The organism is Sedimentitalea sediminis (genome assembly GCF_042687825.1).
Classification (GTDB): Bacteria; Pseudomonadota; Alphaproteobacteria; order Rhodobacterales; family Rhodobacteraceae; genus Sedimentitalea.
Genome location: NZ_JBHUQE010000033.1, coordinates 1 through 18385, shown reverse-complemented (window position 1 = coordinate 18385; position 18385 = coordinate 1). Strand labels below are relative to the sequence as shown.

The 18385-nt window shown below is 62.1% G+C and carries 15 protein-coding genes and 1 tRNA gene; 7 read left to right on the top strand and 9 right to left on the bottom strand.

Annotated features, from left to right (window positions below; genetic code table 11):
* Positions 1–16: 16 nt before the first annotated feature.
* Positions 17–226, bottom strand: coding sequence for a hypothetical protein (locus ACFMPD_RS16615; RefSeq protein ID WP_380996871.1), 210 nt, complete (start codon positions 224–226; stop codon positions 17–19).
* A gap of 257 nt (positions 227–483) precedes the next feature.
* Positions 484–2967 (bottom strand): adenosylcobalamin-dependent ribonucleoside-diphosphate reductase, encoded by a 2484-nt coding sequence (locus tag ACFMPD_RS16610; RefSeq protein WP_380996868.1) that lies wholly within the window; start codon positions 2965–2967, stop codon positions 484–486.
* 91 nt (positions 2968–3058) lie between these two features.
* Between ACFMPD_RS16610 and ACFMPD_RS16605 the strand changes: the two genes are divergently transcribed.
* Together ACFMPD_RS16605 and ACFMPD_RS16600 are read left to right on the top strand one after the other, a co-directional pair.
* Positions 3059–3490 carry a DUF1489 family protein gene (locus ACFMPD_RS16605; protein ID WP_380996866.1) on the top strand — a complete coding sequence of 144 codons (432 nt, stop codon included), beginning with the start codon at positions 3059–3061 and terminating at the stop codon, positions 3488–3490.
* A gap of 185 nt (positions 3491–3675) precedes the next feature.
* Positions 3676–4488 carry a glycoside hydrolase family 25 protein gene (locus tag ACFMPD_RS16600; protein ID WP_380996863.1) on the top strand — a complete coding sequence of 271 codons (813 nt, stop codon included), beginning with the start codon at positions 3676–3678 and terminating at the stop codon, positions 4486–4488.
* A 3-nt stretch (positions 4489–4491) separates the two neighbouring features.
* On the opposite strand, the gene hisG is transcribed toward ACFMPD_RS16600, so the two are convergent.
* From hisG to ACFMPD_RS16585, 3 genes are read right to left on the bottom strand one after another with little or no spacing between them, the layout of a single operon-like run.
* Positions 4492–5181 carry an ATP phosphoribosyltransferase gene (gene hisG / locus ACFMPD_RS16595; RefSeq protein ID WP_380996860.1) on the bottom strand — a complete coding sequence of 230 codons (690 nt, stop codon included), beginning with the start codon at positions 5179–5181 and terminating at the stop codon, positions 4492–4494.
* Positions 5178–6266 carry an ATP phosphoribosyltransferase regulatory subunit gene (locus ACFMPD_RS16590; RefSeq protein ID WP_380996857.1) on the bottom strand — a complete coding sequence of 363 codons (1089 nt, stop codon included), beginning with the start codon at positions 6264–6266 and terminating at the stop codon, positions 5178–5180. Before ACFMPD_RS16590 ends, hisG begins: the two co-directional genes overlap by 4 nt.
* On the bottom strand, positions 6266–7912 hold the full coding sequence (locus ACFMPD_RS16585; protein ID WP_380996854.1) for a histidine--tRNA ligase: 1647 nt from the start codon (positions 7910–7912) through the stop codon (positions 6266–6268). The genes ACFMPD_RS16590 and ACFMPD_RS16585 overlap by 1 nt, the downstream gene beginning before the upstream one ends.
* 147 nt (positions 7913–8059) lie before the next feature.
* Here ACFMPD_RS16585 and ACFMPD_RS16580 point away from each other — a divergent pair, with 147 nt between their 5' ends.
* Positions 8060–8254 (top strand): SlyX family protein, encoded by a 195-nt coding sequence (locus tag ACFMPD_RS16580; protein WP_380996852.1) that lies wholly within the window; start codon positions 8060–8062, stop codon positions 8252–8254.
* A 38-nt stretch (positions 8255–8292) separates the two neighbouring features.
* Here the strand turns inward: ACFMPD_RS16580 and dnaE are convergent, their stop codons facing one another.
* Positions 8293–11805: a DNA polymerase III subunit alpha gene (gene dnaE, locus ACFMPD_RS16575; RefSeq protein ID WP_380996849.1), complete on the bottom strand. Its 3513-nt coding sequence runs from the start codon at positions 11803–11805 to the stop codon at positions 8293–8295.
* Between the two features lie 170 nt (positions 11806–11975).
* Here dnaE and ACFMPD_RS16570 point away from each other — a divergent pair, with 170 nt between their 5' ends.
* From ACFMPD_RS16570 to ACFMPD_RS16555, 4 genes are all read left to right on the top strand, one after another.
* Positions 11976–13718, top strand: coding sequence for a PHA/PHB synthase family protein (locus ACFMPD_RS16570; protein ID WP_380996847.1), 1743 nt, complete (start codon positions 11976–11978; stop codon positions 13716–13718).
* 2 nt (positions 13719–13720) lie between these two features.
* Complete coding sequence (gene fabI, locus ACFMPD_RS16565) at positions 13721–14494, top strand: enoyl-ACP reductase FabI (protein ID WP_380996846.1); 774 nt, start codon at positions 13721–13723, stop codon at positions 14492–14494.
* Positions 14484–15893, top strand: coding sequence for a bifunctional enoyl-CoA hydratase/phosphate acetyltransferase (locus ACFMPD_RS16560; RefSeq protein WP_380996843.1), 1410 nt, complete (start codon positions 14484–14486; stop codon positions 15891–15893). Before fabI ends, ACFMPD_RS16560 begins: the two co-directional genes overlap by 11 nt.
* Positions 15894–16483: 590 nt before the next feature.
* A tRNA-Thr gene (locus ACFMPD_RS16555) sits at positions 16484–16559 on the top strand.
* A 65-nt stretch (positions 16560–16624) separates the two neighbouring features.
* On the opposite strand, the gene ACFMPD_RS16550 is transcribed toward ACFMPD_RS16555, so the two are convergent.
* Genes ACFMPD_RS16550 through ACFMPD_RS16540 form a run of 3 tightly spaced genes read right to left on the bottom strand, consistent with a single transcriptional unit; the run spans position 16625 to position 18154 of the window.
* Positions 16625–17044, bottom strand: coding sequence for a hypothetical protein (locus tag ACFMPD_RS16550; protein WP_380996841.1), 420 nt, complete (start codon positions 17042–17044; stop codon positions 16625–16627).
* Complete coding sequence (locus ACFMPD_RS16545; protein WP_380996838.1) at positions 17044–17454, bottom strand: hypothetical protein; 411 nt, start codon at positions 17452–17454, stop codon at positions 17044–17046. Before ACFMPD_RS16545 ends, ACFMPD_RS16550 begins: the two co-directional genes overlap by 1 nt.
* On the bottom strand, positions 17441–18154 hold the full coding sequence (locus ACFMPD_RS16540) for an HNH endonuclease (RefSeq protein ID WP_380996835.1): 714 nt from the start codon (positions 18152–18154) through the stop codon (positions 17441–17443). The genes ACFMPD_RS16545 and ACFMPD_RS16540 overlap by 14 nt, the downstream gene beginning before the upstream one ends.
* Positions 18155–18385: the final 231 nt, after the last annotated feature.

Here is an 18385-nt window from a genome sequence, read left to right as displayed (position 1 = left end):
GGAGGGAAGTCGGGGCTCAGGTCAGGTCTTCTGGGCCGTCGGCTCCTGGCTGTTTCTCGTCGGTAATCCTTTTGTCGGTCATCATTTTCAGCGTGTGCTGAGCGTAGAGGTAGCCAAGTAGATCGTGCGGAGGCATTGCCACTATAAACTCACGCATGCGTGCGGCGGTGGTCTGCATGTCTTTCAAAAGAACGACGTCAGATTCTTTTCGTTCTTTTTCGTCCATCAAGAAGTTTACCTTCTGTGTTGAAAAGGCAATTGCGGTTAACACCCGCAGCGAACTTCAGCTTTTCCACTCATCGTATCAACGCCTGATAATGTCTTCAGCCCAGCGAAATCTCAATCGTTTGTCCCTGTCAGACTTGCGAACAGCCCCGGAAGAAATCCGACGCCGTTCTCTCATATCACCGGCCAAAATGACCTATTGAAACGTTTAGGTCATGTCGGATGAAACGCCACAATCCACAACGACACATCCTGACCCTAAGAGCATTTTGAATGGCCACAGCTAACGCAGGTCATGCAACCTTCGATCATGCGCATCTCGTACTGGCCGCAGCTGGGGCAAGCGCGACCGCGCGGACTGTCCATATTTACCACTTGCGCCTGCGGGTCCGATTTCAAGCCCATGCCTTCGCCTTCGAGAAACCCGATGGCGATCATGTGGCGCTCGATCACACCGCCGATCGCCGCCAGGATCGAGGGGATGTACTTGCCCTGCACCCAGGCCCCACCGCGCGGATCGAACACGGCTTTCAGTTCCTCGACCACAAAACTGACATCGCCGCCGCGCCGGAACACCGCGCTGATCATCCGGGTCAGGGCCACCGTCCAGGCGAAATGCTCCATGTTCTTGGAGTTGATGAAAACCTCGAACGGACGACGGCGCCCATTGATGACGATGTCGTTGATGGTGATGTAAAGCGCATGCTCACTGTCGGGCCACTTCACCTTGTAGGTACTACCCTCCAGTTCCGAGGGCCGGTCGAGAGGATCGGACATGTAGATCACGTCACCGTGGGGGGTCTGGGGTTCGGCGTCGTTGCGGGCGACAATTTCTGGGGACGTCTCGGCGTTTCCCAAAATAAGCCACGACGGCTCTACGGAGAGCGCTTCTGCAATCCGTTTCACGAGTTCCAGTGATGCAGAGTTACCATTCTCAATTCTGGAGATGTGTGCCTGCGATACGTTCGCCTTATCGGCCAGTTCTTCTTGGGAATAAGATTTCCGTTCTCTGGCTTCCCTAATTCGTGCGCCTGAAACGGACGTATCATCTGAAACACTCAAAACACTCCCCGTCACATCGTTCGGCCGATAGGTGGTGCACCCCTTGCAGCCCGTATCCCAGGCCTGCATGTAGACGTCCTTGAACGCGTCGAAACCGATATCCTCGGGACAGTTTATGGTCTTGGAGATCGATGAATCCACCCATTCCTGCGCTGCCGCCTGCATCCGCACATGTTCGGCCGGGGTCAGCGTCTGGGCATTGACGAAATGGGCCGGCAATTCCGCATCGCCGAACTTGTCGCGCCACATCTGCACCGCATAGTCCACAACCTCTTCCTCGGTCCGGCTGCCATCCTTCTGCAACACCTTGCGGGTATAGGCATAGGCAAAGACCGGCTCGATCCCGGAACTGACATTGCCGGCATACAGGCTGATCGTGCCGGTCGGCGCGATGCTGGTCAGCAGGGCGTTGCGGATACCGTGTTCGCGGATCGCCTCGCGCACATCCGCATCCATACGCTGCATCGTGCCCGACTGCAGATAGGCCTCGGCATCGAACAGCGGAAAGGCGCCCTTCTCCCGCGCCAATTGCACCGACGCCAGGTACGCGGCGCGGGCGATCGCGTGCAACCAGCGCGAGGTTTGACGCGCCGCCTCCTCGGACCCATAGCGCAGCCCCAGCATCAGCAGCGCATCGGCCAGCCCGGTCACACCCAGCCCGATCCGGCGCTTGTTGCGGGCCTCCTCGGCCTGTTCGGGCAAGGGAAACTTGCTGGCATCCACAACATTGTCCATCATCCGCACTGCCGTGGCGACCAACTCTTCCAGCGCCTGCTGGTCCAGATGCGCGCCTTCTTCGAACGGTTCGGCCACCAGCCGCGCCAGGTTGATCGACCCCAGCAGACAGGCGCCATAGGGCGGCAGGGGCTGTTCGCCACAGGGGTTGGTGGCGGCTATGGTTTCGCAATAGCCCAAGTTATTTGCGGCGTTGATCCGGTCGATAAAGATCACCCCGGGTTCGGCGTAATCATAGGTCGCCCGCATCATGCGGTTCCACAGATCGCGCGCCGGTACGGTGTGATAGACCTTGCCGCCAAATTGCAGGTCCCAGGGCGCATCCGTCTTGACCGCCCGCATGAATTCATCGGTCACCAGAACCGACAGGTTGAACATGCGCAGCCGCGCCGAATCCGATTTCGCCGCGATGAATTCCTCGATATCCGGGTGATCGCAGCGCATTGTCGCCATCATCGCGCCGCGCCGGCTGCCCGCCGACATGATGGTGCGGCACATGGCGTCCCAGACATCCATGAACGACAAGGGCCCCGAAGCGTCCGCCGCCACGCCTTTCACATCCGCGCCCTTGGGCCGGATCGTGCTGAAATCATAGCCGATGCCGCCGCCTTGCTGCATGGTCAGCGCGGCCTCTTTCAGCATCTCGAAAATGCCGCCCATACTGTCGGGAATCGTGCCCATCACGAAACAGTTGAACAGGGTCACCTGCCGCGCTGTGCCCGCGCCCGCCGTGATGCGTCCGGCGGGCAGGTATTTGAAATCCTCCAGCGCCGCGAAAAACCGGTCTTCCCACAGATCGGGGTCCTGTTCGACCTTGGCCAGATCGCGCGCGATGCGCCGCCAGGTGTCCTCGACGCTCTGGTCGATCGCGGCGCCTTCGGCATCCTTGAACCGATATTTCATATCCCAGATCTGTTCGGCGATGGGGGCGGCAAAACGGCTCATGATCCGAATCCTCAAAGTGGCAGGCAGCCACAATAACTTGAAGCCCGACGTAATTCCACTACCATATGCGGCGTGGCTTGGGGGCGAGTCTGTGGATAAGACCATCAATCTGATCAAACTGTCCGTCGGCAGCGAATCCGTCGACAGCCTGGCGCTGTGGCAGCAAACCCGCCGCGCGCGGGGCGAGGACGGGTTGCCGCGCCACGTGACCCGGATGTGGCCGAAACGCCAGACCGAGCTGCTGAACGGCGGCTCGATCTATTGGGTGATCAAGGGGCTGGTGCAATGCCGCCAGCGCATCCTGCGGCTGGACGAGGTGATCGGCGAGGACGGCATACGCCGCTGCGCCATCGTGCTGCAGCCACAGCTGCACCGGACCCAATCAGCGCAGAAACGTCCGTTTCAGGGGTGGCGATATCTGCCGGTCGCGGATGCTCCACCGGACCTGCCCGTGGACCGTCGGGACGAAGACACGCTGCCCATGGAACTGAACCGGGCGCTGGCCGAAATTGGTGTGATCTGACCTGCCACCGACGACCCGCGCTTGAACCGGACCCGCAAAGGGGCCGAGGGGTCCGGGCAACCGGTTCAAATGCGCCGACGATTTCTGTCAAAACCGACTGTCAAGGAGTTGATTTGACCGCCGCAACGCGGAATGACTTGTGCCATGGTCGGGCGGTTCCGGCCGACCATGGTCGGAGATTGCGGATGCGACGGATATGGGTTGGAAGCATTCTGGCGGCGGGCCTGATTGCCGCCTGCGGGGCGCCGGCCCCCACTCCAGACAAACGGGCAGCAGCGCCGGCTCGGACAACCGCAGCGACGTCCAGCCTGGTCACTTATCCGAAATTTGGCGATTCCGACCCGCACCCGTGGAAGGGACGCGCGCCCGGCTCCTACCCGATCCATGGCATCGACGTGGCGCGCTATCAGGGCGACATCGACTGGCGGCGGGCCCGAAACGCCGGCGTCAGCTTTGCCTATGTCAAGGCCACCGAGGGCGGCGATTTTCTAGACCCGATGTTTCGGGATCACTGGCGCGGGGCGCGGCGCGCCGGGGTGCGGCGCGGTGCCTATCACTACTACTATTTCTGCCGCCCGGCCGAGGAACAGGCGCGCTGGTTCATCCGCAACGTGCCGCGCGTCGCCGACGCGCTGCCGCATGTGCTGGACATGGAGTGGAACCCGCATTCGCCGACCTGCCGGCTGCGCCCGGACGGGGCCAAGGTGCGGGCCGAGGCCGAACGGTTCCTGAGCATCCTGCAGGCGCATTATGGCCGCCGCCCGGTCCTGTACACGACAGTGGATTTCTTTCGCGAAACCGACATAGGACGGCTCAAGAACACCGAATTCTGGCTGCGCTCGGTGGCCGGGCACCCGCGACAGGTCTATCCCGGCGCCTTCTGGACATTCTGGCAATATACCGGCACCGGCATCGTGCCCGGCGTGAACGGGCCGGTGGATCTGAACGTGTTCCGCGCCTCGCCCGAGATCTGGCTGCGCTGGGCCGACGGCGGCTGACATTCAGCCCAGACGGTCGAGCAGCTGGGTCAGCGTCAGGCTTTCGGTTGGCGTCATTGCCGCGCGGCGGCTGCGCCACAGCGTCGCCTGGCTGCGCAGGATCAGCCCGTCGGCCAGCATTTTCAGATGGTTGGCGCGCAGGGTCTCGCCGGTCGAGGTGATGTCGGCGATCATCTCGGCGGTCTCGTTCATCACCGTGCCCTCTGTGGCGCCCTGACTGTCGACCAGCTGATAATCGGCGACCCCGGCATCGCGCAGGAAATCGCGCACCAAGCGGTGATATTTCGTCGCGATCCGCAGCCGGTGTCCATGCGTGGCGCGAAAGGCCGCCGCCGCCGCGTCCAGATCGTCCAGCGTGTCCACATCGACCCAGCATTGCGGCACCGCCAGGATCAGGTCGGCCTGGCCGAAACCCAGCGGCTCGATCTCTTCGACCTGCTGTTGCCACAGCGGCAGTTTCTCCTGCACCAGATCGGTGCCGGTGACGCCCAGATGGATGCGCCCGGCGGCCAGCTCGCGCGGGATTTCCCCCGCCGACAGCAGCACTAGATCGACCCCCTCGATACCGGTCACGGCGCCGGCATATTCCCGATCCGACCCGGTTCGGGCCAGCCCGATGCCGCGTTTTTCGAACCACTGGAACGTCTTGTCCATCAGCCGCCCCTTGGACGGTACCCCCAGCTTGACGGTCATGACTTGCCCTCGGTCAGTTCCAGCATCAGCCCCGGTCGCAGCACCCCGCCCACGGCGGGAATCTCGGTGCCCTGCCCCAATTGCCGGGTCAGGGCATCATAGCGCCCGCCGCTGGCAATCGGCGGCAGATCGGGGCGGCGTTCGGCGTAGAACCCGAACACGAACCCGTCGTAATACTCCATCGAGGTCCGGCCATAGCTGGCCTCGAAATCCAGGCTGTCCACATCGACACCGCGCGCCGCCAGCGCCTCCAGCCGCGCCTCGAGCAGATAGAGCGCCGGCGTGATGGCGGGCAGATCGACGGCGACGTCCCGCAGATGCGCCAGCGCGTTGGGCGCGGTTTCACGCACCGCCAGCAATTCGTCCAGCGCGGCGATCTCGGTGGCCGAAACCGGTTCCGTGCGCGCGTCCTCGCGCAACGCCGCGATACGATCGGACACTTCGGATCGGCTGCGCCGTCCGATGACCGTCGCAGACCCCGCCATGGGGTCGGCATCGGCCAGCAGAGCGGCCCGGCTCGGCGGCACCGGGCTGCGCCCGGCAAACCGGTCCAGCAGGGCGCGGAACCGGCGCGGCCGCCAGATATGGCGCATCAGGGCCGCCTTGCGCCGTGCCGTCGTGCGCAGGCCCATGACCGCCGCCATCAGTATACCGATATCGCCGGTGGCGGCGCGCAGGTTCAGCCCCTGCAATGCCTGTGTCATCAGGCCGAACACCTCGGCATCCGCCGCCGCCGGGTTGGCGCGGTCGAAAACCTCATAGCCGACCTGGATGAACTCGCTGGCCCGGTCCGGATCGTGTTCCTGGCGCCGGAACACCTCGCCCGCATAGGTATAGCGGGCCGGCTCGGCGCCGTTGTCCATATGCATCTGCACCACCGGAACGGTGAAATCCGGACGCAGCATCTGTTCGCCGCGCAACGCGTCGCTGGTCACATAGGCCCGGGCGCGGATGTCCTCGCCATAGAGATCCAGCAGGGTTTCGGCAGGCTGCAGGATCGGGGTTTCGATCGGCTGCGCCCCGGCGGCCTCGAACCGCGCCCGCAACCGCGCCGCCTGGGCCAGGGTTTCTGAACGTGTCGGCATCAGCCCTGCCCGATCCCGTGGCTGGCCAGAATCTCTCTGACCTTCGCCACCAGATGCGCGCGCCGCACTTCGAACTGGCTGGGCCGTTCCTTCCACTCCTCCAGCGTCGCGTTTTCGGCGATCTGCGCGCCCAGGATCAGGTCCTTGACCTGCACGATGCCTTTTTCCTCTTCGTCACCGCCTTCGATGATCGCGACCGGGCTGTTGCGCCGGTCCGCATATTTCAACTGGTTGCCGAAATTCTTCGGGTTGCCCAGATAGACCTCGGCGCGGATGCCGGCCTTGCGCAATTCGGCCACCATCGCCTGATAGTCGGCCATGCGGTCGCGATCCATCACGGTGACCACAACGGGGCCATGATCGACTGCGGTGATCCGGCCCTTTTCGCGCAGCGCCGCCAACAGCCGGTCCACGCCGATGGAAATGCCGGTGGCCGGCACCGCCTGCCCGGTAAAGCGTTTCACCAGATCGTCATAGCGCCCGCCGCCGGCAACGCTGCCGAACTGCCGCTTGCGGCCCTTGTCATCCAGAATGTCAAAGGTCAGTTCCGCCTCGTAGACCGGCCCGGTGTAATAGCCGAGACCGCGCACCACCGAGGGGTCGATGACGATGCGGTCGGGGCCATAGCCCTGGGCGGTCAGCAAGTCGGCGATCTGTTCCAGTTCGGCGACACCCTCCCTGCCTTGATCTGATAGACCAACGATTTCTCCCAGATAAGAAACCGTATAGGCATTTCGTTGGTACCCAGCATCGTCGGGGCCAAATACCTTACCCCAAACCGGATCAAAGGAACTAGCAGCATTATCACCGGAGTGATCGTACTCATCCTCGAAAGGTTCACCACTTGCTTCACTCTTTGCAAACAGCTTCGATTTGATATCTGATTTGGCGTTGACAAACAGCATCAACGTACCTGCTTGGTCATCGCTTAGCCCGGCGCCCTTGGTGAAATCTCCGCTCTCATCCTTGCGCCCCTCGCCCAGCAGCGCGCGCACCCCGTCCGGCCCCAGCCGGTCCAGCTTGTCGATGGCGCGCAGAACGATGCCGCGTTCATGGGCGAATTTCTCGGGGTCGGCGGGGTCGAGAATGCCCGCGACCTCCATCACCCCGTTCAACACCTTGCGGTTGTTGATCCGCACGATGTAATCGCCGCGATCGATGCCGACGGCCTCTAGCGTATCGCTCAGCATGGCGCAGATCTCGGCATCGGCGGCCATGGACGCGCTGCCCACCGTGTCGGCATCGCATTGATAGAACTGGCGATACCTTCCGGGACCCGGTTTCTCGTTGCGCCAGACCGGACCCATCGCATAGCGGCGGTAAGGCGTCGGCAGGTCGTTTCTGTGCTGGGCATAGACCCGGGCCAGCGGCGCGGTCAGGTCATAACGCAGCGCCAGCCAGTCCTTGTCGTCCTCTTGCCAGGCAAAGACGCCTTCGTTGGGACGGTCGACATCGGGCAGGAACTTGCCCAGCGCCTCGACCGTCTCGACGGCCGAGGATTCCAGCGCGTCAAAGCCATAGCGGTGATAGACCTCGGCGATCTCGGCCAGCATCCGGGACCGCTGTCCGACCTCGGCACCGAAATAGTCACGAAACCCCTTGGGCGTTTCGGCCTTAGGGCGGGGCTGTTTCTTGGTCTTGGCCATGTCAGGCGTCCTTGGGCAGTCCGGTTGTCGCGCGGTCTAGCCCAAGGGCCGCAGAGGGGCAAGGCGGGCCGGGCATGCGCAGGTCGTGCCAGCTTGGCCTTGGCGCTGGCGGCCTGTAAGAGGCGATGAGAATCGGAGGATCGAAAAATGCAACATCTGGAAGAACGACTGGCCCACCTGATCCGTTGCGTGGACGATCTGAGCGACGTGGTCGTTGCCCAACAGCGCGAACTGGAAATCCTGAGCCGCCGGGTGCAGATGCTGATGATGCGCGAAGCCCAGCGCGAGAGCGATGGCGGCGGCGGGGTGGTATTGGGCGACGAGCGTCCGCCGCATTACTAGGGGCATGTCGGGGCCGGAAACGGCGCCGGCCCACGCCCCTACATATCCTCGACCGACCACACGCCTTCCAGGCTCTTGATCGCGCCCTTGATCTGGGGGTTGATCGCATAGTCCTGCCCCAGATCCATGTCCACCTCGCCGGGCAGGTCCGGATCCATCAGGCAGAACTGCACCGGGCCGCGCCCGGCATTGCGCGCCGCTTGTTGGGCGGCTTCAAGCACATTGGCCACGGTCTCGACCGTCGTAGCATCCTTGATGAACACGCGCAGCCCGCTGGACCCGATATCGGCAATGGCGACGTCGATCTCGGCCACCGAGCGGCCCAGCAGCTTGAGCTGGTCGCTTTCCAGCGTCGCCTCGACAGTCACCACCACCTTTGAGCCGGCATCCAGAAAGTCGCGCGACTTTTCCAATGTTTCGGAGAAAAGCGTGACCTCGTAGGCCCCGGTGGAATCCGACAATTGGGCAAAGGCAAAACGGTTGCCGCGCGCCGATTTCCGTTCCTGCCGCCCGGCCACGACCCCGGCCAGCTTGGCAATCAGCGGTCCGTCCTCGGCCTTGGTGCGCACCTCGTCCAGGGTCATCACGCCCTTGCGTTTCAGGAACGCCGCATAGTCGTCCAGCGGATGCCCGGACAGATAGAACCCGACGGCCTTGAATTCCTCGGCCAGCCGTTCAGTGGGCAGCCAGTCATTGGCGGGCGACAGGCGCGGTTCCGGCAGATCGTCGCCGGCCTCGCCGAACAGCGACACCTGGTTCGAGTTCTTCTGCTCGTGCACGGCCGCCGAATAGGCCACCAGCGCATCCAGACTGTCAAACACCCGGCGCCGGTTGGGATCGAGCTGATCAAAGGCCCCGGCGCGCGCCAGCATTTCCATCGGGCGCTTGCCGACGCGTTTCAGATCGACCCGGCGCGCCAGGTCAAAAAGGGTGGCAAAGGGTTTGTCGGCCCCTTCGGTCTGACGGCCGTCGGTGATCAGGCGCATGGCCTCGACGCCGACATTCTTGAGCGCGCCCAGGGCATAGACCAGCGCGCCGTCCACGACCTTGAACGTCGCATCGCTGCGGTTGACGCAGGGCGGTACCCAGGGCAGGTCCAGCCCCTTGCGCACCTCTTCGAAATAGATCGCCAGCTTGTCGGTCAGGTGGATGTCGCAATTCATCACCCCGGCCATGAATTCGACCGGGTGATTGGCCTTGAGCCAGGCGGTCTGATAACTGACCACCGCATAGGCCGCCGCGTGCGATTTGTTGAAACCGTAATTGGCGAATTTTTCCAAGAGGTCGAAAACCTCGCTGGCCTTTTTCTTGTCGACGCCGTTTTCCATCGCGCCCTTTTCGAATTTCGGGCGTTCCTTGGCCATTTCCTCGGCGATCTTCTTGCCCATGGCGCGGCGCAACAGGTCGGCCCCGCCCAGGCTGTAGCCGGCCATCACCTGGGCGATCTGCATCACCTGTTCCTGATAGACGATGATCCCTTGGGTCTCTTCCAGGATATGGTCGATCAGCGGGTGGACGCTTTCACGTTCCTTCAGCCCGTTCTTGACCTCGCAATAGGTCGGAATGTTCTCCATCGGGCCGGGACGGTACAGCGCCACCAGGGCGACGATATCCTCGATGCAGGTGGGCTTCATGCGCTTGAGCGCATCCATCATGCCGCTGGATTCCACCTGGAACACGGCGACGGTCTTGGCGGCGGCATAGAGCTTGTAGCTGGCCTCGTCATCCAACGGGATGGTGCCGATATCGTCCAACAGCCCCTCGGGCGGTTCAAACAGCTCGGTACCATCCGCCGCGATGTGCAGATGCCGGCCCGACGCCGTGATCTGGTCGACCGCGTTCTGGATCACCGTCAGCGTCTTGAGGCCGAGAAAGTCGAATTTGACCAGCCCCGCCTGTTCCACCCATTTCATGTTGAACTGCGTCGCCGGCATGTCGGATCGCGGATCCTGATAGAGCGGCACCAGCGCGTCCAGAGGCCTGTCGCCGATCACCACCCCGGCGGCATGGGTGCTGGCATTCCTGAGCAGCCCCTCGACCTGCTGGCCATAGGTCAAGAGACGGTCCACCACCTCTTCGGACTTCGCCTCTTCGCGCAGGCGCGGCTCGTCTGCCAGCGCCTTTTCGATGCTGACCGGTTTCACCCCCTCGACCGGGATCATCTTGGACAACCGGTCGACCTGGCCATAGGGCATCTGCAACACGCGCCCGATGTCGCGCACCGCCGCCTTGGACAACAGCGCGCCAAAGGTGATGATCTGCCCGACCTTGTCGCGGCCATATTTCTCCTGCACATAGCGGATCACCTCTTCGCGGCGATCCATGCAGAAATCGATGTCGAAATCGGGCATCGACACCCGTTCGGGATTGAGAAACCGTTCGAACAGCAGACTGTAGCGCAGCGGGTCTAGGTCGGTGATGGTCAGCGCATAGGCCACCAGGCTGCCCGCGCCAGACCCCCGCCCCGGCCCGACCGGAATGTCGTGATCCTTGGCCCATTTGATGAAATCGGCCACGATCAGGAAATAGCCGGGAAATCCCATACCCTCGATGATGCCCAGCTCGAAGTCCAGCCGCTTTTCATAGTCTTCAACGGATGCGGCATGGGGAATGACCGCCAGCCGGTCCTTCAGCCCCTGCTCTGCCTGCCGGCGCAGTTCGACCACCTCGTCATCGGCGAATTTCGGCAGGATCGGCGCCCGTTTATACGCCATGAACGCGCAGCGGCGGGCAATCTCGACCGTATTCTCGATCGCTTCGGGCAGATCCGCGAACAGCGTCGCCATTTCCTGCGGGCTCTTGAAATAATGCTGAGCGGTCAGACGGCGGCGCGCATCCTGCTGATCGACATAGGCGCCTTCGCTGATGCAGATCAGCGCGTCGTGCGCCTCGTACATGTCGGTGGTCGGGAAATAGACATCGTTGGTCGCCACCAGCGGCAGGTCCATCGCATAGGCCATTTCCACGTGGCCCCGCTCGCTCAGCCGTTCGGCCTCGGGCTGGCCGTTCTCGCCGGGATGGCGCTGCAACTCGACATACAGCCGGTCGCGAAAGGCCGTCGCAAGTTGCTGCAGCAAGGACTCGGCCGCCGGACGCTGGCCCGCCTGCAATAGCCGCCCCAACGGGCCGTCAGGCCCCCCGGTCAGGCAGATCAGCCCGGCATTGTGCATTTCCAGTTCCGCCAGCGTCACCTGCGGCAGCTGGCCATCCTTGCCGATATAAAGGCAGGAATTCAGCTTCATCAGGTTCTCGTACCCGGCCTCGGACTGTGCCAGCAGCACCAGCGGCGCAGGCGGTTTGGGTTTTTCGCCGGGCTGCGACGCGACATAGGACAGATCGACCTGACAGCCGAGAATCGGCTGTATCCCGGCACCGCTGGCGGCGACCGAAAATTCCAGCGCCGCGAACATGTTGTTGGTATCGGTGACCGCCACCGCCGGCATGTCATTGGCACGGCAGAGTCCTGGCAGCTTTTTCAGCCGCACGGCCCCTTCCAGCAGGGAGTATTCGGTGTGAACGCGCAGATGGATGAATCGGGGGGGCATGGTCATGGCGCCACGCTAGCCCAAGGGCGGCCGCAAGGAAAAGCCGGAACTGCCCGAGCCCGAAAATTGCCAGGACAACAGGGGCCGGGCGGTCGAAAACAGCCGGCGTCAGAGTAACGCGACTGTCACATCAGCGGGTTAGGCAGGGGCCAACGCACTCAACCGATGGATTCAGGATGAAAGACTACACTGACATGCAGGCGGAAGATCGGACCCGTCCCCCCGCCGGGCCTCGCCCGGGCGACCGGACCTTGCGAAAGACGCTGGCCCAGCTGACCCGGGGCACCTCGCCGATTGCGACGCTGAGCATGATAAACGATTGGGCGATGCACCTGGCGGCTGCGCCGGACAAGCAGGCATCGCTGGCGGTCAGGGCACAGGAAAACTGGCTGAACTGGGCGCAATTTGTCGCCAGGGGATGCCCGACAGACGAAGCCGAACGCCCGATCGCACCGCAGGAAAACGACCGGCGTTTCGCGCACCGGGCCTGGTCGGCCGCCCCGTTCGCGGCGATCGCGCAGGCACACCTGCTGGCCGAGGATTTTCTGGATCATGCGACGACCGATGTGCCCGGCCTCAGCCCGTGCCACGACAAGGCGATGAGTTTTATCATGCGCCAGGCACTGGATGCGTTTGCGCCATCGAATTTTCTGGCGACCAACCCCGAAGCGATCGCGCGCACGCTGGAACACCGCGGTGCCAATCTGATTCAGGGCGGCACCGCAATGATGCGCGAATGGCAGACCGCCCTCAGCGGCGAAAAGAAGCGTCCGGCCCGGGTGGTGGGGCAGGATCTGGCGGTGACGCCGGGCAAGGTCGTGCATCGAAACCACCTGATGGAACTGATCCAGTACGAGCCCTGCACCGAAACCGTGCATCCAGAGCCGATCCTGATCGTGCCGGCCTGGATCATGAAATACTATATTCTGGATCTCGGTCCCGAGAATTCGATGGTGCGTTACCTGACACAGCAGGGGTTCACGGTTTTCATGATCTCCTGGCGCAATCCGGGCGCCGAGGATGCGGATCTTGGCATGGAAGACTACCTGCAACAGGGACCGATGGCGGCGCTGGACCATATTTGCCAGATGACAGACGCCGACCGGGTGCATTCGGTCGGATATTGTCTGGGGGGAACACTGATGTCGATCGCGGCGGCCAGCATGGCGCGCGACGGGGATGACCGCTTGCGCAGCATGACCCTGTTGGCCGCGCAGACCGATTTCAGCGAGGCCGGAGAGCTGACCCTGTTCATCAATGAAAGCCAGGTATCGTTTCTCGAGGACGTGATGGCGGCTCAGGGCTATCTGGATGCCAGCCAGATGATGAGTGCGTTTCAGGTCCTGCGGTCCAACGACCTGATCTGGTCGCGCATGATCCGCACCTATCTGCTGGGCGACAAGGACGCTCCGATGAACGATCTGATGGCCTGGAATGCGGACACCACACGGATGCCCGCGCGCATGCATTCGGAATATCTGCGCCACATGTTCCTGAACAACGATCTGGCTGCAGGTCGGTATCGCGCGGGCGGGCATGAGGTGTCACTGCGCGATATCCGTATTCCGGTTTTCGGAGTGGGCACCGAAAGCGATCATATCGCGCCGTGGAAATCGGTCTTCAAGATTCACGCCATGGGACACGCAGAGGTAACCTTTGTGCTGACCAATGGCGGGCACAATGCCGGGGTGGTCAGCGAACCCGGCCACAGGCACCGGCATTTCCGCATGCACACGACGCGCGATCGGGACAGAGCCTTGTCGCCCGAGGACTGGCTGGACGCCGCCACGTTGCAGGATGGCAGTTGGTGGACCGGCTGGACGGACTGGCTGGCCGGATTGTCCGGCCCGAAAGCGGCCCCGCCACCGATCGCCGCCGCGCTGGACGCTGCCCCCGGAACCTATGTGAGGATGGTGTAAACATGCTGCCCAAATCTGATTTTCTGACCGGCAAGCGGGGGCTGATCGTCGGTGTGTCAAACGAACACTCGATCGCCGCCGGCTGCGCGCGCGCCTGCCGGGCCTCTGGTGCCGAAATCGCGCTGACCTATCAGTCCGAAAAATCCCGACGCTTTGTCGAGCCCGTCGCCAAGGCCGCCCAGGCCGAGCTGTTCCTGCCCCTGGACGTGACCGATGCGGCGCAGACCGAAGCGGTTTTCGAAAGGATCCGCGCACATTGGGGGCGGCTGGACTTTCTGATCCATTCGATTGCCTATTGCCCGCGCGACGATCTGCACGGACGCGTTGTGGATTGTACCCGCGATGGGTTCGGCATCGCGATGGACATTTCGGTGCATTCCCTGATCCGGCTGGTCAAGCAGGCCGAACCCTTGATGGCCGGCGGGGGCACGGTGCTGACGGTTTCTTATCACGGCGCCGAAAAGGTGGTGGACCACTATAATATCATGGGGCCGGTCAAGGCCGCTCTGGAATCGACGGCACGGTACCTGTCGGTCGAACTGGGCCCCAAGAACATCCGCGTCAACGCGATGTCGCCCGGTCCTCTGGAAACCCGCGCGGCTTCCGGAATCGACCATTTTGACGAATTGATCGAAGATGCCAGGAAACGCGCGCCCCTGCATCGCCTGACGACCATCGAAGAAGTAGGTGCCATGGCGGCCTATCTGGTGTCCGAATTTGCCCGCTCGGTCAGCGGCAACACGGCCTATATCGACGGAGGCCACCATGTCGTCTGATCGCGATGTCGGCCTGGGTTATATCGAGAACCGGCCTTTCGACGAAATCGAACCGGGCGACCATGCGGAACTGGTGCGCACCCTGACGGCACGCGATATCGACGCCTTCGCCATCGTTTCGGGCGATGTGAATCCCGCGCATGTGGATCAGGAATTTGCCGAGGATGACGTCTTTCACAAGATCATCGCCCACGGGATGTGGGGGGGCGCCCTGATATCCAACGTGCTGGGCACGCAATTGCCCGGCCCCGGCACAATCTATCTGGATCAATCGCTGAAGTTCCTGAAACCCGTCGGTGTCGGCGACACGGTGACCGTGCGCGTCACCGTCACCGAGAAGCACCGCGAAAAAAGGCGCCTGACCCTGGATTGCCTGTGCACGAACGCGGATGGCCAGCCGGTGATCACCGGTCAGGCCGTTGTCCTTGCCCCGGATCGGAAAATCCGCCGTCCCAGGATTGTGATGCCGGATCTGGTGATGCACCAGCGAGGCGCCGCGCATGACCGGCTGTTGTCGGACGCCAGGGCCCTACCGGCCCTGCCAACGGCCGTCGTGCATCCTTGCGACGAAGTTTCGCTCGAAGCGGCGCTGGCCGCCCGGGATCTCGGACTGACCAAGCCTATCCTGGTCGGCCCCGAGGGCCGTATCCGGGCTTTGGCGGACGCCACCGCGCTGGACCTTGACGGTGTGGCACTGATCGATACCCCGCACAGCCACGCGTCTGCCGAAAGGGCGGTTCAACTGGTGCGCGAAGGCCGCGCGCGGGCATTGATGAAAGGTGCCCTGCACACCGACGAGGTGATGTCTGCGGTGGTCACAAAGACGACCGGGCTGCGCAGCGAACGCCGGATGAGCCATGTTTATGTCATGGACGTGCCCACCTATGCCAAGCCGCTGCTGATCACCGATTGCGCGATCAACATCGCACCCGATCTGCAGAGCAAGGCCGATATCCTGCAGAATGCCATCGATCTGGCCCGCGCCATCGGAATCGCCTTGCCCAGGGTGGCCTTGCTGTCGGCGGTCGAAACGATCACGCCGCGCCTGCAATCCACAGTCGAGGCCGGGGCGCTGTGCAAGATGGCGGACCGTGGCCAGATCACCGGCGGCCTGCTGGATGGACCGCTTGCCTTTGACAACGCAATCTCGATGCGCGCTGTTGCAAGCAAGGCGATCAAGTCCCCAGTAGCCGGTCAGGCCGATATCCTGATGGCGCCGGATCTCGAGGCGGGCAACATGATCGCCAAGCAATTGGTGCATCTGGCCGGAGCCGAAGGCGCCGGGATCGTGCTGGGCGCGCAGGTGCCGATCATGCTGACCAGCCGGTCGGATGACCGGCGGACACGCATCGCATCGGCCGCGATCGCCGCTCTCTACAGCGCAGCCACGCTCCGGTGACCGGCGTTCCGGCCCGGAACACCGGCGCTTCTTCGATGCAGTCCGGCATCTGCCGCAAACGCGCCCCGCCCGAGAAACCAGAGCATGGGCAGATCGCCGGCATCGGCACGGCCAGCGCGGACCACCGCAACCGACAAGCAGCTGTGCCGCATGATAAATTCCAGGAACGGTAAATGGGTTGGGTGCGCCCGCGAAAGCCAGCCGGTCGCATTTCCTGAAACTTGGACCGAACCACACGCTACGAACGAAGAATGTTCTCCCGTTGCCCCGCCCTGCTGCAACAAGGACGCCGTCCGGGACCGCTGACCTGTTAGCCTGGGTGAGGCAGTCTGCTGCCGACGTTCGGGGATGCGCGAATAACTGTGACCTGCCCTGCGATGACAGGATTCTCGCTGCATTCTAGGCGAAAGACGCTTGATCGGGCCGTTCGTTGCGTTTAAACGCACGGGCGGTCCGCCTCAATAGCTCAGCTGGTAGAGCAGGTCCTTCGTAAGTAGCGGGTCCGCTCGCAAATGGCGTTCAAAACCAGTCGCTTACAGGCGGCGCAACGTAACTAGTAGGGCCATAGTAGGGCCGTGCGACAGAGGAATGCCGCTGTAGCTCAGCTGGTAGAGCACGTCATTCGTAATGATGGGGTCGGGGGTTCGAGTCCCTTCAGCGGCACCATTCCTCGAAATAAAACAATCACTTAAAGAGAACTTACCTGAACCTTGGCCACTTTAAGGTTGGGGTTAATTCGGCGTGCTGCCCAAGGAATAGATGCCCGCATCAGGGCGCTTCGAGCTTTGTGCCTCTCCAATGCTTTCCAAAGCGTCATTTCTGCGAACTTTCTCACTCCCAACGATGAGGGCTAGGTCCTTACACAAGAGTTCGAGATCACTATGGAACAGGTCTGCGCGAACGGTTCCTATCGGGGTCGCATTGGCGGTTTTGATAAACAGAAGAAGAGCTTCCTCGCCTTCCGAGAGCATGGTGACGTGAGCATGGGAAATGTTCTCGACGAGTAGCCGTTTACAGTCGATCGCCAACTTGCAGGACGCGTGACCGGTGTTTTGGTGCACGATTAGCAAATCAACATCGTTTGCGACTTTCTTCGCAGAGTCTGTTGTGGCGAAGGCTGAACCGAAGCCGTACACTGTAACACTGTGCATCACAGCCAGCCTTGTTTCCTGAAGTATTCTTTTTCTTTATCCGTCAGATATCGCCAGTAGTCATCGCGGTGCAGAGCGCCCATGAATTCCCCTATTGTGAACAGCCCGACACTTGACTGACGGCAATGTAACTTAGCATCTGGCGAGTATCCGCACCACGCGGAGTTTATGATCACGACATCGACATCACCAAGGTTCTCGACCGTCTCCATATGTTCCGCTACGCCAAATGCATAGCACTCGCAGATGAAGACGCGCAGGGTATCCCCCTGCTCGCGGGTTAATTCATAGAGCCCGTCGCCCTGTGCCGTCAGGGAGGCCACTTTGCCATGCTTGTTCATCTGGGATTCGAAGTACTTGTAATGACCGTAATGGCTTGGCCATGGGAAATTTTCGCTACGCGCTGCCATCGGCAAGCCCTCTAATCAAATCATCAAAATCCACGGGGAAGCGCTTCACCGCTTCATAGGGAATCACATCCTGCACCCATTGCTCATAGCTGCGCACATGCATCAGGAAGGTCGTTATCGTCGCCAGTTCGCCCTTTTCGAACATGCCCCGATGAGCTTCTAGTTCAGCTGCCATCCTGCGGTTGTTGGGCACGATCACTGAGAGCCGTTCTGACACCCAAACGGCATATGCCGCCTCATTGTGGGGCTGCGACAGAGCAAGCTCGGAGCTCGGACCATATTGCGCCCAGGATTGCCTGTTTTCTTCCAGCAGGGGGAGGAGTGCACGGGCAATTTCCACTTTCGTCGTCATGGGCTCTTTTTCCAAGCGCGCAAGAACGCGCGCTTCATGGCTGGCCTTCATCTTGTGCAAGGTATCGACTGTGTATTCCGCCTCGTTCTCTTTGCGGTCGATCAGCGCGTGGTGCGTTGGGCAAAGCAAGATCAGGTTCTGATAGGCGTCTCGCTCAGCGTCCGTTTGGCTGGCATCGTGCCGATTTGCCCCCGGCTTGTCTCCGCAGATATGCGCCATCTCCCCGAGCGTGAATGGCGCGGCGTCCTCGGCCTCATGGTAGCACAGACGTTCCCAGCAACCCGGAAACGCGCAACGTCCTCCTGACGCTGACCATAGAATCTTTATTGATTTCTGTGAGATAGCCATTGTGGATAGATACCACGGCCTTACGCAAGGCCAAGGTGAAAAAACCGTAATGGGTGGTACGCCAGTATATGCCCGCCAGAGAGGCCTAGAGCAGGCCGTGCCGGGGGCGTGCCCTAGCACCCACCCACCGCAAGCCCAAAGCGCCCTGTACGCACCTCTGTAATGCCTAAAGCAGTAGGCTCATTTGTCTGCCAATTATCCTTTTTGTAACGTAAGCGTCCGGTCTGACCG

What these genes read in the sequence shown, in the direction of transcription:
- ACFMPD_RS16545 (WP_380996838.1), bottom strand. Translation starts at nt 17,454, where the DNA reads ATGGCAGCGCGTAGCGAAAATTTCCCATGGCCAAGCCATTACGGTCAT.
- ACFMPD_RS16570 (WP_380996847.1), top strand. Translation starts at nt 11,976, where the DNA reads ATGAAAGACTACACTGACATGCAGGCGGAAGATCGGACCCGTCCCCCC.
- ACFMPD_RS16550 (WP_380996841.1), bottom strand. Translation starts at nt 17,044, where the DNA reads ATGCACAGTGTTACAGTGTACGGCTTCGGTTCAGCCTTCGCCACAACA.
- ACFMPD_RS16560 (WP_380996843.1), top strand. Translation starts at nt 14,484, where the DNA reads ATGTCGTCTGATCGCGATGTCGGCCTGGGTTATATCGAGAACCGGCCT.
- ACFMPD_RS16540 (WP_380996835.1), bottom strand. Translation starts at nt 18,154, where the DNA reads ATGGCTATCTCACAGAAATCAATAAAGATTCTATGGTCAGCGTCAGGA.
- ACFMPD_RS16590 (WP_380996857.1), bottom strand. Translation starts at nt 6,266, where the DNA reads ATGCCGACACGTTCAGAAACCCTGGCCCAGGCGGCGCGGTTGCGGGCG.
- ACFMPD_RS16585 (WP_380996854.1), bottom strand. Translation starts at nt 7,912, where the DNA reads ATGGCCAAGACCAAGAAACAGCCCCGCCCTAAGGCCGAAACGCCCAAG.
- ACFMPD_RS16610 (WP_380996868.1), bottom strand. Translation starts at nt 2,967, where the DNA reads ATGAGCCGTTTTGCCGCCCCCATCGCCGAACAGATCTGGGATATGAAA.
- dnaE (WP_380996849.1), bottom strand. Translation starts at nt 11,805, where the DNA reads ATGACCATGCCCCCCCGATTCATCCATCTGCGCGTTCACACCGAATAC.
- ACFMPD_RS16615 (WP_380996871.1), bottom strand. Translation starts at nt 226, where the DNA reads ATGGACGAAAAAGAACGAAAAGAATCTGACGTCGTTCTTTTGAAAGAC.
- fabI (WP_380996846.1), top strand. Translation starts at nt 13,721, where the DNA reads ATGCTGCCCAAATCTGATTTTCTGACCGGCAAGCGGGGGCTGATCGTC.
- ACFMPD_RS16600 (WP_380996863.1), top strand. Translation starts at nt 3,676, where the DNA reads ATGCGACGGATATGGGTTGGAAGCATTCTGGCGGCGGGCCTGATTGCC.
- ACFMPD_RS16580 (WP_380996852.1), top strand. Translation starts at nt 8,060, where the DNA reads ATGCAACATCTGGAAGAACGACTGGCCCACCTGATCCGTTGCGTGGAC.
- hisG (WP_380996860.1), bottom strand. Translation starts at nt 5,181, where the DNA reads ATGACCGTCAAGCTGGGGGTACCGTCCAAGGGGCGGCTGATGGACAAG.